17 protein-coding genes are annotated in these 14,421 nt (G+C 73.5%); 5 read left to right on the forward strand and 12 right to left on the reverse strand.

Annotation, left to right across the window (positions count from 1 at the left end; translation table 11 throughout):
- Positions 1-26: 26 nt before the first annotated feature.
- Together H1226_RS24330 and H1226_RS24335 are read right to left on the reverse strand one after the other, a co-directional pair.
- Positions 27-1,625 carry a leucyl aminopeptidase family protein gene (locus H1226_RS24330; protein WP_258343020.1) on the reverse strand — a complete coding sequence of 533 codons (1,599 nt, stop codon included), beginning with the start codon at positions 1,623-1,625 and terminating at the stop codon, positions 27-29.
- Between the two features lie 112 nt (positions 1,626-1,737).
- The gene (locus H1226_RS24335; RefSeq protein WP_009949794.1) at positions 1,738-1,905 is read right to left on the reverse strand and encodes a DUF3117 domain-containing protein; all 168 of its coding nucleotides are present in this window, start codon (positions 1,903-1,905) and stop codon (positions 1,738-1,740) included.
- Positions 1,906-2,280: 375 nt separating this feature from the next.
- Between H1226_RS24335 and H1226_RS24340 the strand changes: the two genes are divergently transcribed.
- Complete coding sequence (locus tag H1226_RS24340; RefSeq protein WP_258343030.1) at positions 2,281-3,069, forward strand: enoyl-CoA hydratase-related protein; 789 nt, start codon at positions 2,281-2,283, stop codon at positions 3,067-3,069.
- An 82-nt stretch (positions 3,070-3,151) separates the two neighbouring features.
- On the opposite strand, the gene H1226_RS24345 is transcribed toward H1226_RS24340, so the two are convergent.
- The 3 genes from H1226_RS24345 to H1226_RS24355 form a co-directional block, all read right to left on the reverse strand.
- Positions 3,152-3,607: an SRPBCC family protein gene (locus H1226_RS24345; RefSeq protein WP_258343032.1), complete on the reverse strand. Its 456-nt coding sequence runs from the start codon at positions 3,605-3,607 to the stop codon at positions 3,152-3,154.
- 5 nt (positions 3,608-3,612) lie between these two features.
- Positions 3,613-3,954 (reverse strand): DivIVA domain-containing protein, encoded by a 342-nt coding sequence (locus H1226_RS24350; protein ID WP_224956048.1) that lies wholly within the window; start codon positions 3,952-3,954, stop codon positions 3,613-3,615.
- Between the two features lie 106 nt (positions 3,955-4,060).
- A complete protein-coding gene (locus tag H1226_RS24355; protein ID WP_224956049.1) occupies positions 4,061-4,411 on the reverse strand; it encodes a PadR family transcriptional regulator in 351 nt (116 codons plus the stop codon).
- Positions 4,412-4,752: 341 nt separating this feature from the next.
- On the opposite strand from H1226_RS24355, the gene H1226_RS24360 reads away from it, so the two are divergent.
- Positions 4,753-5,118: a hypothetical protein gene (locus H1226_RS24360; protein WP_258343035.1), complete on the forward strand. Its 366-nt coding sequence runs from the start codon at positions 4,753-4,755 to the stop codon at positions 5,116-5,118.
- A 95-nt stretch (positions 5,119-5,213) separates the two neighbouring features.
- On the opposite strand, the gene folP is transcribed toward H1226_RS24360, so the two are convergent.
- The 3 genes from folP to H1226_RS24375 are packed head-to-tail and all read right to left on the reverse strand — an operon-like array spanning position 5,214 to position 7,485.
- Positions 5,214-6,092 carry a dihydropteroate synthase gene (gene folP / locus H1226_RS24365; protein WP_224956051.1) on the reverse strand — a complete coding sequence of 293 codons (879 nt, stop codon included), beginning with the start codon at positions 6,090-6,092 and terminating at the stop codon, positions 5,214-5,216.
- Between the two features lie 56 nt (positions 6,093-6,148).
- Positions 6,149-6,712, reverse strand: a complete 564-nt coding sequence (locus tag H1226_RS24370; protein ID WP_224956052.1) for an LOG family protein — start codon at positions 6,710-6,712, stop codon at positions 6,149-6,151.
- Positions 6,709-7,485 (reverse strand): LOG family protein, encoded by a 777-nt coding sequence (locus tag H1226_RS24375; RefSeq protein WP_224956053.1) that lies wholly within the window; start codon positions 7,483-7,485, stop codon positions 6,709-6,711. The genes H1226_RS24370 and H1226_RS24375 overlap by 4 nt, the downstream gene beginning before the upstream one ends.
- Positions 7,486-7,687: 202 nt before the next feature.
- Here H1226_RS24375 and H1226_RS24380 point away from each other — a divergent pair, with 202 nt between their 5' ends.
- Positions 7,688-8,602 (forward strand): slipin family protein, encoded by a 915-nt coding sequence (locus tag H1226_RS24380; protein WP_258343045.1) that lies wholly within the window; start codon positions 7,688-7,690, stop codon positions 8,600-8,602.
- Here H1226_RS24380 and dapE read toward each other — a convergent pair.
- Positions 8,583-9,659 (reverse strand): succinyl-diaminopimelate desuccinylase, encoded by a 1,077-nt coding sequence (gene dapE / locus H1226_RS24385; RefSeq protein ID WP_258343046.1) that lies wholly within the window; start codon positions 9,657-9,659, stop codon positions 8,583-8,585. The genes H1226_RS24380 and dapE overlap by 20 nt on opposite strands.
- A 196-nt stretch (positions 9,660-9,855) precedes the next feature.
- On the opposite strand from dapE, the gene dapD reads away from it, so the two are divergent.
- Positions 9,856-10,842, forward strand: a complete 987-nt coding sequence (gene dapD / locus H1226_RS24390) for a 2,3,4,5-tetrahydropyridine-2,6-dicarboxylate N-succinyltransferase (RefSeq protein ID WP_258343047.1) — start codon at positions 9,856-9,858, stop codon at positions 10,840-10,842.
- A gap of 66 nt (positions 10,843-10,908) precedes the next feature.
- The gene (locus tag H1226_RS24395; protein WP_258343058.1) at positions 10,909-11,826 is read left to right on the forward strand and encodes a CHAD domain-containing protein; all 918 of its coding nucleotides are present in this window, start codon (positions 10,909-10,911) and stop codon (positions 11,824-11,826) included.
- 35 nt (positions 11,827-11,861) lie between these two features.
- Here H1226_RS24395 and dapC read toward each other — a convergent pair whose 3' ends face one another.
- The 3 genes from dapC to H1226_RS24410 all read right to left on the reverse strand — a co-directional run bounded on the left by dapC (position 11,862) and on the right by H1226_RS24410 (position 14,421).
- Entirely contained in the window at positions 11,862-12,965 is a 1,104-nt protein-coding gene (gene dapC / locus H1226_RS24400; protein WP_258343071.1) for a succinyldiaminopimelate transaminase, read from the reverse strand.
- Positions 12,962-13,282: a ferredoxin gene (gene fdxA / locus H1226_RS24405; protein WP_224956059.1), complete on the reverse strand. Its 321-nt coding sequence runs from the start codon at positions 13,280-13,282 to the stop codon at positions 12,962-12,964. The genes dapC and fdxA overlap by 4 nt, the downstream gene beginning before the upstream one ends.
- A 167-nt stretch (positions 13,283-13,449) precedes the next feature.
- Positions 13,450-14,421, reverse strand: coding sequence for a hypothetical protein (locus tag H1226_RS24410; RefSeq protein WP_258343072.1), 972 nt, complete (start codon positions 14,419-14,421; stop codon positions 13,450-13,452).

A 14,421-nucleotide genomic window follows, 5' to 3' on the forward strand; every position in this document is an offset into this window, starting at 1 on the left:
GCGGGATCGTCGGAGCAGCGCTTACCTCACGCGGCGAGGGAGGCGGCCAGTTCGACCAGGGTGCGGGCCGCGAAGCCGGTCGCGCCCGGCACGACCTCGTCGTAGGACTTGTCCGCGCGTCCCGGGCCCGCGATGTCCAGGTGCGCCCACGGAACGTCGCCGATGAACTCGCGCAGGAACAGCGCGGCGGTGATCCCGCCGGGCCCCTGCGGCGCCTGCCGCACGTCGGCGAGCTCGCCGCGCACGTCGGCCGCGTGGTCCTCCAGCAGCGGCATCGGCCACCAGGACTCGCCGACCCGCTCGCCCGCGTCCCGCAGCGCCGTCCCGAGCCGCTCGTCGGTGCTGAACAGGCCACCGGTGCGCAGCCCGAGCGCGACCTTCATCGCTCCGGTCAGCGTGGCCACGTCAACCAGGTAGTCCGGTTCGAGGCGGTCCACCGCGTACGCCAGCGCGTCCGCCAGGACCATGCGGCCCTCGGCGTCGGTGTTGCCGACCTCGGTGGTCTTCCCGCCGTAGTGCCGCACCACGTCACCGGGCCGGTAGCTGCTGCCCGACACGTGGTTCTCCGCGGACGGCACCAGCGCCGTCACCCGCACCGGCAGCCGCAGCCGGGCGATGGACAGCAGTGCGCTGAGCACCGCGCCGCCCCCGGCCATGTCGGTGCGCATCAGGTGCATGCCGTCGGCGGGCTTCAGCGACAGCCCGCCGGTGTCGAAGGTGATGCCCTTGCCGACCAGCACCAGGTGCGGGCCGGACTTCACGCCGTCCGGACGCCACGCCAGCTCCAGCAACCGCGGCGGGCTCACCGAACCGCCCCCGACGGCGAGGACTCCGCCGAACCCCTTGTCCGCCAGCCACTTCTCGTCGCGCACGGTCGCGGTGACGCCCTGCAGCGGACCGGCGAGCGCGGTGCCCGCACCGGCCAGCCAGGCCGGGTTCTTCACGTTCGAGGGGGCGTTGGCGAGGTCCCGGGTCAGCGAGGTGGCCGCGGCCAGCTCCTCCGCCCGGGCCACGGCCACGCGGAACGCGTCCGCGTCCGCCCCGCCGGGAACCACCAGCAATGCCTTGCGCATCCGCGGCGCGGCCGGTTCCGCCGACACCCGGAACCGGTAGTCGCCCAGCGACAGCCCGAGCGTCAACGCCGAGACGAGCTCGACGCCGGCGTCCGCGGGCAGCAGCACCTGGACGTACTCCGCGTCCGCCGCGTCGCCCAGGTCGGCGGGGTCGTCGTCCGACGCGACCCCTTCGCCGAGCTTGGCGCGCGCCGCCCGTGCGATCGACGCGCCGATCGCGCGCCAGTGGCCGGGCTCGCCGGAGCCCGCCCCGACGACCCAGCCGAACCGCCCGTCTGGCAGCGGCACGGTGCGCACCTCGCCCACGGACGCGGTCACACCCAGCGCTTCGAGCAGCGAGACGTCCGCTCCCCACGGTTCGGCCGCGGCGGCCAGGTCGGGCCCGGAGGCCCCGTCGAACACCGGCACCGCCGTCGGCACGCCGTCCCGCCACCGCGAGACCACGTCCACTTCGACCAGTGCCGTCGGGATCACCGGGAGCGCTGCCTGCTCCGGCGACCGCGACGAACCGAACACCGAGGAATCGGACACGGATTGAGATCCTTCCCGCATTCAAAGAGACAAGGCCGTCTCGGCCACTCCACGGACACCGGCTCCGGCATCGAACTCGGATGCCAGAGCCGGTGAGACGATCGGGTGCACGCCGATCGCTTGCGCAGCGGCCTCAGCCGGTGGCAGATTCCAGGGCATCGCCCAGGTTCTTTGCCTCCTCCACCGACATCTCGACGACGAGCCGCCCACCGCCCTCAAGGGGGACGCGCATTACGATGCCGCGACCCTCCTTCGTCACCTCGAGGGGACCGTCACCGGTCCGGGGCTTCATGGCCGCCATAGCGTGCTCCCTCCGTGAACTCTTCCCACCCACTGATCGCCCACAACCAGCCGGGTCCGGCTCCATTCTCCCCCATCCGGACGCAGCCGCGAAACCGAACCGATCAACTCGTGTCGCTGTTGCGCTGGTCGAATGCCCGTGGCAGGTGGCAGACTCAGCCGTCGTGCGGGCGTTTTCCGGGCTTTTCGGCTCTCCGCACGGCCACCCGTGCGGGCGTCGTGCGGCGGCAGCGGCATTTCCGGTCGACCGTCCAGTCAGGACCGCCCCGGAACCGCGCTCCGTGATCGACCCGGCACCGACCGTGCGCGGTCCACTGTGGATGCGCTGGTCAGGGCGGGCGCGGCCCGCACCTCCCAGGCGACGAAAGGGCGAGAAGTGTCCGATGTACTGCTGACCCGCGACACCGGTGGCGTGCGACTGATCACGCTCAACCGGCCGGAGTCGTTCAACGCGCTCAACGTCGAGCTGAAGCTCGCGCTGGTCGGCGCGCTGCGGGAGGCCGCGGCCGACGACGCGGTGCGCGCGGTGGTGCTCACCGGCAGCGGGCGCTCGTTCTGCGCCGGCCAGGACCTCAAGGAGCACATCGCGCAGCTGCAGGCGGACGACCCCAGTCCACTGAAGACGGTGGAGGAGCACTACAACCCCCTGATCCGCGCGGTGGCCACCATGCCGAAGCCGATCATCTCCGCGGTCAACGGCAGCGCCGCCGGGGCGGGCGCCTCGCTGGCGTTCGCCAGCGACCTGCGGATCGCCGCGGCGGACGCGAAGTTCCTGATGGCCTTCGCGAACGTGGGGCTGTCGACCGATTCGGGCGCGTCCTGGACGTTGCCGCGGCTGATCGGCTACGGACGGGCGATGGAACTGCTGCTGCTGGCCGAACCGGTCGCCGCCGACGAGGCGCTGCGCATCGGCATGGTCAACCGGGTGGTGGACGCGGGCCAGGCGACCGAGGCGGCGATGGAACTCGCCGCGCGGATGGCGACCGGCCCCACCAGCGCCTACGCGCGGATCAAGGAGACGATGCGGGCGGCCGCCGCAGAAGGCCTCGACGAGGCGCTGGACGTCGAGGCGGGCGCGCAGAACGAGGCGGGCAGCACCGCCGACCACCGCGAGGCGGTGGCCGCGTTCGTGGAGAAGCGGACGCCGAACTTCACCGGGCACTGATTCCGCGCCGCGGGCCGTCCGCCGGGCGGCCCGCGCCGGATCACCGGTCAAGATCACTCGGCCGGCGCCGGATCACGCCGGATCACCCGGTGCGCGGCCGGTACTCCGGGCAGAAGTCGGCGAACCGGTCCAGCGACCTCCGCAGGCCCCAGCTGAACGCGGGCCGCACCACCGGCCACAGCGCGCCGGTGCCGGTGGGCGCGGACAGGTCCTCCCACCACACGAAGGTCGACTCGTCGGCCTGGCAGTGCCCGATCACCCGGAAACCGCCCTCGCCGGACACGAGGCCACCGGTGTGGCGCACCCGGCAGCACAGCGGCCGCCGCATCTCGATGATCTCCATGGTGTCCAGGAAGCCGACGCCGCGCAGCCCGGTGAACGCGGCCAGCGTGGTGCCGAGGCCGCCGTCACCGCTGACCACGTGCACCGAGGTGCCGAGCATCCACTCGCCCTGCCGCGACCAGTCGGTCGCCGCCGCCCACACCTGCTCCGGTGCGGCGCGCACCGGCACCTCCAGCCGCAGCTGCGCGTTGCCCACCCGACTCACTCCTCCCGGTCGACCGACCGGGCGCGCTGCAGCTGATCCCCCGCGATGTCGAGCTGCCGCTGCAGGACGGCGACCTGGCCGCGCAGGTCGTCGATCTCGTTGGCCAGCCGCTCCAGCGCCCAGTCCACCTCGGCAGCCTTGTACCCGCGCAGCACCTGTTGAAACCGCAGCGAGCGCACATCGGCGCCCTCGACGTCGACGGCGGGCAGTCTGGTCGGCGTCGCTCCGGGCGGCAGCGCCTCCAGCTGCTCCCCCCGGCCGAAGACCAGGGCAGCGAGCAGGTAGATCACCGCGGCGACCACGAGCACGACGAACAGGTAGATCAGCGCACTAGCCACGCTCCGATCGTGGCACGCCCGCCCCGCCGGGCGGCAGCAGACCTCGGCACGGCTCGCGTGGCGCTGCTCGTGCCCCGGCGGCCGGCCGTCCCGAATCGACGGGCGATCAGGCCTTGGCGGGCGCCTGGGCGGGAACGGCCTTGCCTTCGAGGACGCCTTCGATGGCGCAGGTGAACTCGCGCCAAGCCCGGCGTTCCGCGTGCAGCGCCTCCACGCCGGAGGAGGTGAGCCGGTAGGTGCGGCGCTGCCTGCCGCCGACGGTGCTCCAGGCGCTGGTGACGTAGCCCGCGCGCTCCAACCGGCGCAGCGCCGGGTACACGGTGCCCGTGGGAAGGTCCAGCGCGCCGCCGCTGCGCTGCTGCAACGCCTCGATGATCGCGTACCCGTGCAGCTGTCTGCCGTCGAGGGTGGCCAGCAGCAGAGCGTCGAGGTGGCCGCGGAGCGCATCAGCCTTCACAGGTAGCGACTCTACGGTCATTCGCCACCACTGTCACCGTCCCGATACAAGGGGACCTTGGTCCTTTCCCGATTCCCCTGCGGGTGAGTTCGATCACTCACCCGGGTGGCCGGAGTTCGCGGCGAACGGAGTCGCCCCGGTTCGGCCGAGCGGCGGGCAGGTAGATCGCGGTTCGTGACCGGGCCCGCGGCACCATCGCCCCGTTCGTGGGGCATTGCTCGACCGAACGAGTGGATCGATTCATGAGGCCCTCATCGCCGCCGCCCGGCGGCAGCACACTGCGGATCACCAGACGCGCCCTTGAGCCGGGCGCGTGCCGACGAGGAGGCCAGGAGGTCGGCGTGCGCGACGACAGCGAACGACAAGCCACCGGTTCGATCGGCGACCGGGAGGTCGTCCTGCCCGTGCCCCGCCGCCAGCCCGACGCCGCACCGGCACCGAGCGCGCTGTCGGTCCGGTCGAGCCTCGATGACCTGCGAGTTCGCATCGCCGCGCTGGTGGAGGCGGTGCACAACCTGCCCGCGACCGGCCTGGAGCTGGACGAGGCGCAGTGGCGGATCGACGAGCTCGCCCAGGAGATCAACCGGCCGTACCCGAGCCCGCCGCGGGTGCGTTCCCGCTGGCTGCGGCTCGCCCCGCTGCTCACCGAGCTCGATGCCGCGCTCCCCGTCGCCGCCACCGGGCGCATGATCGACGACGCCTTCTGATCCGCTGAACCGCCCGCCGTCGAACGCGCGCGGCGGATGCGGCGCCTCCCCGGTGCGCGCCCGGTCGACCGGGCCGGGCGTGCGAACCCGCGGGCTCAGGCGAGGGCGCGCAGGACCTGGTGCGGCGGCCGGGTGCCCGCGATGGCGGCGACCATGTCCACCACCCGCCGGGTCGCGGCGACGTGGTGCGCGCGGAACACCCGGGCGCCGCCCCACGCGGCGATCGCGGTGGCGGCGAGGGTCCCCTCCAGCCGCTCGGACACCTCGGCGTCGAGGGTCTCGCCGATGAAGTCCTTGTTCGACAGCGCCATCAGCACCGGCCACCCGGTGTCCACGAGCTCGGAGACGCGCCGCACCAGTTCCAGCCCGTGCCAGGTGTTCTTGCCGAAGTCGTGGGTCGGATCGATCAGCACGCCGCCGCGCGGCACGCCGAGCGCCACCGCGGATTCGGCGCGTTCCACCAGCTCGGCGACGACCTGCGCGACCACGTCCGAGTAGCGCACCCGGTACGGGTCGGTGCGCGGCGGCAGGCCGCCGGTGTGCGAGCACACGACGCCCACGCCGAACTCGGCGGCGACCCGCGCCACCTCCGGGTCGGCGCCGGCCCAGGTGTCGTTGAGCAGGTCGGCGCCCGCCTCGCACACCCGGCGGGCGACGGTGCCGCGCCAGGTGTCGACGCTGATCACCAGGCGGGGGTGCCGCTCGCGGACCGCGGCCACGAACGGCACCACCCGGCGGGACTCCTCGTCGGCACCCACCCGTTCGCCCTGCGCACCGGCGCGGACCCCGCCGATGTCGACGATGTCGGCGCCGTCGGCGACGGCGGCGTCCACGGCCGCCAGCGCGGCGTCGGCGGCGAACGTGGCGCCGCGGTCGAAGAACGAGTCGCGGGTGCGGTTGACGATGGCCATGACCAGCGGCCGGTCCGCCGCCACGTCCTTGTCCCCGAAGCGCAGCGCGGGCTGAGGCGTCATGCTCCCGATCCTGGCACGTCCACCGCGCGGCCCGGCTCGGACCGGCGGCGGCCGGATCAGCGGGCCGGCACCGCGCAGGCGTCCAGGGCGGACTCGACGTCGGTGACGACGACCAGCGAGTCCAGCGAGCGCTGCGAGGCGAAACCGTCGGCGACGAGCCCGCGCACCCACTCCAGCATCCCGCGGTAGTGGTCGTCCGGGTCGAGGATCACCACCGGCTTGTCGTGCATGCCGATGTACCGGGACGTCCACACCTCGAACAGCTCCTCGCAGGTCCCGATGCCGCCGGGCAGCGTCAGGAACGCCGAGGCGTGCGCGTCCATCAGGCCCTTGCGCTCGCGCATGGTGTCGACCACGAGCAGTTCGTCGGCGTCGTCGTCGGCGACCTCCCGGTCCACCAGGGCCCGCGGGATGACGCCCACGGTGCGGGCGCCGCCCGCGCGGGTCGCGCGCGCCACCTCACCCATCATGGAGACGCGTCCGCCGCCGGAGACGAGCGTCCAGCCGCGCTTGGCGATGCCGGTGCCGACCTCGGCGGCGAGGGCCAGGTACCGCTGGTCCACCGGCCCGGAGGCGCAGTACACGCACACCGCGTTCCCGGTGGTCTCCTCCGCACTCAATGCGCCTCCTCCCAGGCCTGGTAGGCCTCTTCCACGATGCGCACCGCATCCTCCACATCATCGGTCAGGTGCAGCAGGGCCAGGTCCTTCTCTCCGACCTTGCCGGACGCGAGCATCGTGTCCCGCACCCAGTCGTAGAGGCCCTGCCAGTAGGACCGGCCGAACAGCACCACGGGGAACTTCGTGACCTTCTTGGTCTGCACCAGGGTGAGCGCTTCGAACAGCTCGTCCATCGTGCCGAACCCGCCGGGCAGGCAGACGAAGGCCTGGGCGTACTTGATGAACATGGTCTTCCGGGCGAAGAAGTACCGGAAGTTCACCCCGAGGTCCACCCACGGGTTGAGCCCCTGCTCGAAGGGCAGCTCGATGCCGAGGCCGACGGACAGCCCGCCCGCCTCGGAGGCGCCCCGGTTCGCCGCCTCCATGGTGCCCGGCCCGCCACCGGTGATCACGGCGCAGCCGATGTCGGCCATGGCCGCGCCGAGCCGCACCCCCATCTCGTACTCGGGGTGCTCGCGCGGGGTCCGGGCGGAGCCGAAGATGGTCACCGCGCGCGGCACCTCGGCCAGCGCGCCGAACCCCTCCACGAACTCCGACTGGATGCGCATGACCCGCCACGGGTCGGTGTGCACCCAGTCGGTGGGGCCGCGCGAATCGAGCAGGCGTTGATCGGTCGTCGTCGGTTCGTGCAGGCGGGAGCGGCGGAGCACGACCGGCCCGCGCCGCTTCTCCTGCGGGCGCTCGGCGCCGTTCGGTGAACCCTCGATGGTCATGGTTCGAGGGTATGCAGCCGCCGGAGAACACCGGGTGCCGCGCCGGTGACCACGTGGTGCCGTCCGGTGCCGGCAGGGCCTAAGGGCCGTGCTGACCTGCGCCGACCTGCCCGCGAAGCGGTTCCCGGGAGTACCGTGGGCGGTACGACGGGACCCGAGCGGTGCCCCGGTACGTCGGCGGCGCCGCGGTCAGGGGGCGGCCATGCTCATCGAACTGCTCGTCATCGTCCTGGTCATCGGAGTGATCTGCACGGCCTCCGCGGCGCGGATCATCACGCAGTACGAGCGGGGCGTCGTGTTCCGCTTCGGCAGGCTCCAGGAGTCGGTGCGCGGGCCCGGCCTCACCTTCGTGATCCCGGGCGTGGACCGGCTGCGGAAGGTGAACCTGCAGATCATCACCATGCCGGTGCCCGCGCAGGAGGGCATCACCCGGGACAACATCACGGTGCGGGTGGACGCGGTGGTGTACTTCAACGTCACCGATCCGGCGCGCGCGGTGGTCAACGTGGAGGACTACCTGTTCGCGATGGGCCAGGTCGCCCAGTCGTCGCTGCGCTCCATCATCGGCAAGAGCGACCTGGACGACCTGCTGTCGAACCGGGAGCGGCTCAACCAGGGCCTCGAAGTGATGATCGACAGCCCGGCGCTGCACTGGGGCGTGCACATCGACCGGGTGGAGATCAAGGACGTCTCGCTGCCGGAGTCGATGAAGCGCTCCATCGCCCGGCAGGCCGAGGCGGAACGGGAACGGCGCTCCCGGATCATCGCGGCCGACGGCGAGTACCAGGCGTCCCGCAAGCTCTCCGACGCGGCGGGCGTCATGGCCGACGCCCCGGCGGCGCTGCAGCTGCGGCTGCTGGAGACCGTGGTGGAGGTGGCGGCGGAGAAGAACTCGACGCTGGTGCTGCCGTTCCCGGTGGAGCTGCTGCGCTTCGTGGAGCACGCCCAGTCCCAGGCCGGGCAGCAGCGCCCCGACGAGCGGCCCACCCGGCGACCCACCGCGGATCCCGCCGCGCTCGACCAGATCCCGGACCCCGCCGGGGTTCCCGACGTCGAGGGCGTCCCGCAGGTGCGCGACGCCCGCATCGCCCCCGGCCTCAGCTCAGGAAGCGGGTGAGCGCCTCGGCGCAGCTCCGGATCTGGGCGGTGGGCACGTTCTCCTGCTGGGTGTGCGCCAGGGTCGGCGAGCCGGGGCCGAAGTTCACCGCGGGCAGCCCCCGCGCGGCGAACCGGGCCACGTCGGTCCAGCCGAGCTTCGCCACCGGTTCCCCGCCCGCGGCCGCCACGAGTTCGGCCGCGGCGGGCGAACCCAGGCCGGGCAGCGCGCCGCCGGAGCCGTCCACGACGGTGAGGTCGAAACCGTCGAACACCTCGCGGACGTGGGCTTCGGCCTCCGCCAGCGACTTGTCCGGGGCGAAGCGGTGGTTGACCGCGACCAGGCACGAGTCGGGCACGACGTTGCCCGCGACCCCGCCTTCGATCCGCACCGCCTGCAGGCCTTCGTGGTACTGGAGGCCGTCGATCACCGGCTGCCGCGGCACGTAGTCCAGCAGCCTGCGCAGGATCGGCTCGGCCCCGTGGATCGCGTTCTCCCCCATCCACGCGCGCGCGGTGTGCGCGCGGGCACCGCTGGTGCGGACCTCCACCCGCAGCGTGCCCTGGCAGCCCGCTTCGATGCTGGCGTTGGACGGTTCGCCGACGATCGCCAGGTCGCCGTCCAGCCAGTCCGGCAGCTCCCGCTCGATCCGGTTCAGCCCGTTGTGCTCGGCCGCGATCTCCTCGCAGTCGTAGAACAGGAAGGTGAGGTCGTGGCGCGGTTCCGGCAGCGCCGCGGCCACGTGCAGCAGGACGGCGTCGCCGCCCTTCATGTCCACGGTCCCGCAACCGTGCAGCACCTCGTCGGCCCCGGAACCGGTGCGCCGGGACGGCAGGTTGTCGTTGATCGGCACGGTGTCCAGGTGACCGGCGAGCAACACCCGGGACGCGCGCCCGAGGTTCGTGCGGGCCAGCACGGCCTCGCCGTTGCGCACCACCTCCAGGTGCGGTGCCTGGGTGCGCAGCGCGTGCTCCACGGCGTCGGCGAGGCGCCGCTCGTCCCGGGAGACGCTGGGGATGTCCACCAGCGCGGCGGTCAGCTCGACGGGATCGGCGCGGAGATCGAGGAGGTCGGTCACCCGAGGCAGGCTACCCGCGGCGGTGCCCGGACCGCCGCGCCGACACCGCCGCACCCGCGGAGTCCACGGTGGACGGTCCAGCGGCCGGAATCCGCGCTCGCTCCCGGCAATCGCGTGATCACGAACAGTGCCGGTGCCGCCTGCCGAGCCGACCCCTGCAGGGCGGTGCCGGAATGCGCCGATTACCGTTTTTCGCATGAGCGCGCAGACACCCGACCCGCAGAGCACCGGCGCCCACGGCATCGGCCTGGCCACCGTCACCGACGACGGCACCGTGCTGGACACCTGGTTCCCCACCGTCAAGCTCGGTGAGCCCGGCGAATCCCGCACCACCCGGCTGACCGGCGAGGAAGCGGTGCGGTCCCTGGGCGAGGCCGGGGCCGCACTGCTCGGCCGCGACGACGCCCGCGGCGTGGAGGTCGTCGCCGTGCGCACCGAGATCGGCAGGCTCTCCGACGAGCCCGCCGACACCCACGACATCTACCTGCGCCTGCACCTGCTCTCGCACCGCCTGGTCCGCCCGCACGGGCAGAACCTGGACGGCATGTTCGGGCTGCTGTCCAACGTCGTGTGGACCAACCACGGCCCCTGCCCGGTCGAGGGCTTCGAGGCGACCCGGCTGCGGCTGCGGTCCCGCGGCCCGGTCACCGTCCACAGCGTCGACAAGTTCCCCCGGATGGTCGACTACGTGACGCCGTCCGGCGTGCGCATCGGCGATGCGGACCGGGTGCGGCTGGGCGCTCACCTGGCCAGCGGCAGCACCGTCATGCACGAGGGCTTCGTGAACTTCAACGCGGGCACGCTCGGCGCGTCGATGGTCGAGGGCCGGATCTCGGCGGGCGTCGTCGTCGGGGACGGCTCCGACGTCGGTGGTGGGGCGTCCGTGATGGGCACCCTCTCCGGCGGTGGCAAGGAGGTCATCTCCATCGGTGAGCGCTGCCTGATCGGCGCCAACGGCGGCATCGGCATCACCCTCGGCGACGACTGCGTCGTGGAGGCCGGGCTGTACGTCACCGCGGGCACCAAGGTCTCGCTGCCGGACGGCACCCTCACGAAGGCGCGCGAGCTGTCCGGTTCCGACGGCCTGCTGTTCCTGCGCAACTCCGCCACCGGCGCGGTGGAGGTCCGCCCGCGCACCGGCGGCAAGGTCGAGCTGAACGCGGCGCTGCACGCGAACGACTGACCACTACGCCGATCCGACCGCCGAAGGGCGGGGGTTCACCGGGCCCGGATCGGCGACACTGGTGGTATGGACCGCCCCGCAGGTACGCCCGGCCTGCCACCCGAACCGCTGGTGGCGGGCCGGGCGGACCCGATCGCCGAGCACGTCCGCGCCGCGCTGGACCTCAGCACCCGCGCCCTGCTGGACGGCGAAGCAGGGGCCGGCCGCGGGGAGACCGCCGAACCGGTGCACCGGATGCGGATCTCGGTGCGCCGGATGCGAGTGGTCCTGCGCTCCGCCGCCCCCTTCCTCGACCAGCGCTGGTCGGAACCGCTGCGCGCGGAGCTCGGCTGGCTCGGCCGCGAGCTCGGCGTGGTCCGCGACCTGGACGTGCTGCTGGCGCGGCTGCACCGGGACGCAGCCGATTTCGACGCGGCGCAACGGGAATCGGCGGGCAGGCTGTTCGACGCCGCGAGCCGCGAGCACCGCGCCGCGCGGGAGGCGCTGCTGGCCGTGCTGGCCGGGCAGCGCTACCGGGCGCTGGTCGACGCGCTCACCTCGGCCGTGCGCGAACCGCTGCCCGCCTCCGCCGTGGAGCAGAGCGGGATGCGCGAGCTCCGCGCCCTCGTCGCCGAGCAGTACCGCCGGCTGCGCCGCGCGGTCGACGAGGTGGGCCCCGGCGCGACCGACGAGGAGCTGCACGAGCTCCGCCTCCTCGGCAAGCGGCTGCGGTGGACCGCGGAACTCGCCGAGCCGGTGTCCGGCAAGCCGATGCGGCAGCTGCTCGCCGCCGCGAAGCGGTTCCAGGACGTGCTCGGCGAACTCCACGACGCTCGCAACGCCGAAGAACAGGTGCGGCGACTGCTCGCGGACCTCGGGCCGGACGTCCGGCTCGCGTTCGTGGCCGGCCGCCTCGTCGAACGGGAGCACGCCCGCCGGGTCGACCACCGGGAGCAGTGGTGGGAGCGCTGGCGCGAGCTGCGCAGCAGTGCCGCGAAGGTGTGAGCGGGCGGCGCGCTCGACCGGCGGCCGCCCGCCGCTCAGCCCAGCCGCGCCGCGGCCGCCTCGATCCGCTCGTCCGGTGCGGTCAGCGCGATCCGGACGTGCCGCTGCCCGCCGGGACCGTAGAACGTGCCGGGCGCGACGAGGATGCCGCGCTGCGCCAGCAGGCCCACCGTCTCCCAGGCGTCGTCCCCGCACGTCGCCCACAGGTACAGGCCCGCGCGCGAGTGCTCGATGGTGAACCCGGCGGCTTCCAGCGCGGGACGCAGCACCGCGCGGCGGGCCGCGTACAGCTCGCGCTGCGCCTCGACGTGCTCGTCGTCGAGCAGCGCCGCCGTCATCGCCTGCTGCACCGGCCGCGGCATGATCATGCCCGCGTGCTTGCGCAGCTCCAGCAGCCGCGCCACCAGGTCCGGGTCACCCGTGATGAACCCGGCGCGGTAGCCGGCCAGGTTCGAGGACTTCGACAGCGAGTGCACTGCCAGGACCCCGGTGGGGTCCTCGCCGGTCACCGACGGGTGCAGCACCGACACCGGCTCGGCTTCCCACCCCAGCGCCAGGTAGCACTCGTCGGAGGCCACCACGGCCCCTGCCTCGCGCGCCGCGCGCACCGACTCGGCCAGCGCGGCCGCGTCCAGCACCCGGCCCGTCGGGTTGGACGGCGAGTTCAGCCACACCAGCGCGGTCCCCGCGGGCGGGGCCTCCCCGGGCGCCAGCCGCACCACCTCGGCGCCGGCGATCTTCGCACCGACCTCGTAGGTCGGGTACGCCAGGTCCGGGATCGCCACCACGTCACCGGCCCGCACGCCCAGCAGCGTCGGCAACCAGGCGACCAGCTCCTTGGAACCGATCGTCGGCAGCACCGCCGCCGGGTCGACGGTCACCCCGTGCCTGCGGGCCAGCGCCTCGACGGCTGCGGCGCGCAGTTCCGGCGTGCCGTGCGTCGCCGGGTAGCCGGGCACCTCGGCGACCGAGGCCAGCGCCGCGCGCAGCGGCTCCGGCACCGGGTCGACCGGGGTCCCGACCGACAGGTCCACCAGCCCGTCCGGGTGCGAGCGGGCCGTCGCGGTCTGGGCGGCCAGGGAATCCCACGGGAAATCCGGCAGCCGCGGACCGCGCGGCTCGCGCGTCCCGGAGCTCATTCTCCCTGCGGCGGCAGGCTGGTCACGGGCTCGACGTCCTTGTCGACCTTGCCGACCTTGGCCGCGCCGCCGGGCGAACCGAGCTCGTCGAAGAAGTCCACGTTCGCCTTCGTGTAGGCGCCCCACTCGTCCGGGACGTCGTCCTCGTAGTAGATGGCCTCCACCGGGCAGACCGGTTCGCAAGCACCGCAGTCGACGCACTCATCGGGGTGGATGTAGAGCATCCGCCCGCCCTCGTAGATGCAGTCGACAGGGCATTCCTCGATGCATGCCTTGTCGAGCACGTCGACGCAGGGCTCGGCGATCACGTAGGTCACGGTTGCTCTCCTGCTAGTTTCGATCCGGACCAGGCTTCCGCTACCCGGCCGATGCCAGTATCCCCCGGGCCCACCGCCGCGGGCCAAGGTGGTCCCGTCGCGCGGGCACCATTTCGACCATACTTCGGGGCGCCGAGGGCGGTAAACGCCATGAACTCCTCGGATCGCTAGCGTCCCGCCCCGTGGGCGTCCGCCCGCAACCACTTCGCACCTTGCTTCGCGATGCGGCGCAGCGCGGACCGTTCGCCCAGGTAACCACCCACGACGCCGACGACGGGCACGTTGCCGATCCACTCGTGGTAGAAGCGGCCCTGCGGCCGCTTGTCCAGCTCGGAGTCGATCTCCCAGAGGGCACGTGCCATTCGCCACACCGTGCGCACCACCGCCCGCACCCGGGTGCCGCCGGTGCGGCGGGCCTCGTCGAGCTCCTCGGTCAGCTCGGCCGTCATCGCGTCCTCCTCGGCCTGCGCACCGCCCCGCTCCCCGGACGCGACCTCCGGGGCCAGATCGCGGTCCAGCAGCACCTTCGCCATCAGCCGCACCCGGGTCGCCCGGTCCGCCACGCCGTGCTCGGCGGCGATCGCCGAGAGCACCAGGCCCTGCCCGGCCATCCCGAGCGCGTTGCGGATCGGCAGCCGCGAGGTGAGCGCGCCGCCGAACCGCGGCAGGCCCGCCACGACCGCGACCAGCCTGCCCACCCGCTGCGCCCACCAGTCGCAGCGCTCGTCGACGCTCATCGCGTCCCAGGTGGAGCTGCCCGGCAGGCGCATGCCGTCCAGCTGGCGCAGCAGCTTGTGCAGCACCCCGGGCGCGTCCGCCGCGGAGTCGTCCGGGGTGCGGGACGGCTCGTCCGCGGCGGGTCCGCTCTCCAGCGACTCGTCCGGTGCCGGGGTCCGCGGGGCGGTGGAAGAGGTCTCGTTCTCGGCGCCCGCGTTCACGGCGTCCGCGTTCCCGGCACCTGCGTTCTCGGCGCCCGCGCTCTCGGCATCCGCGGCCTCGGCTCCCGCGGCGGCGTCGGCGAACCGGCCGCGCAGCCGCAGCGGATCGGACTCCCGGAGCACCTCCAGCAGCGGCGTCGTCGCGCGCACGAACGGGCGCAGCACCACCGCGACCCGCTCGTCGGTCAGCACCTCGGCCAC

This window comes from Saccharopolyspora gregorii, from assembly GCF_024734405.1.
Classification (GTDB): Bacteria; Actinomycetota; Actinomycetes; order Mycobacteriales; family Pseudonocardiaceae; genus Saccharopolyspora_C; species Saccharopolyspora_C gregorii.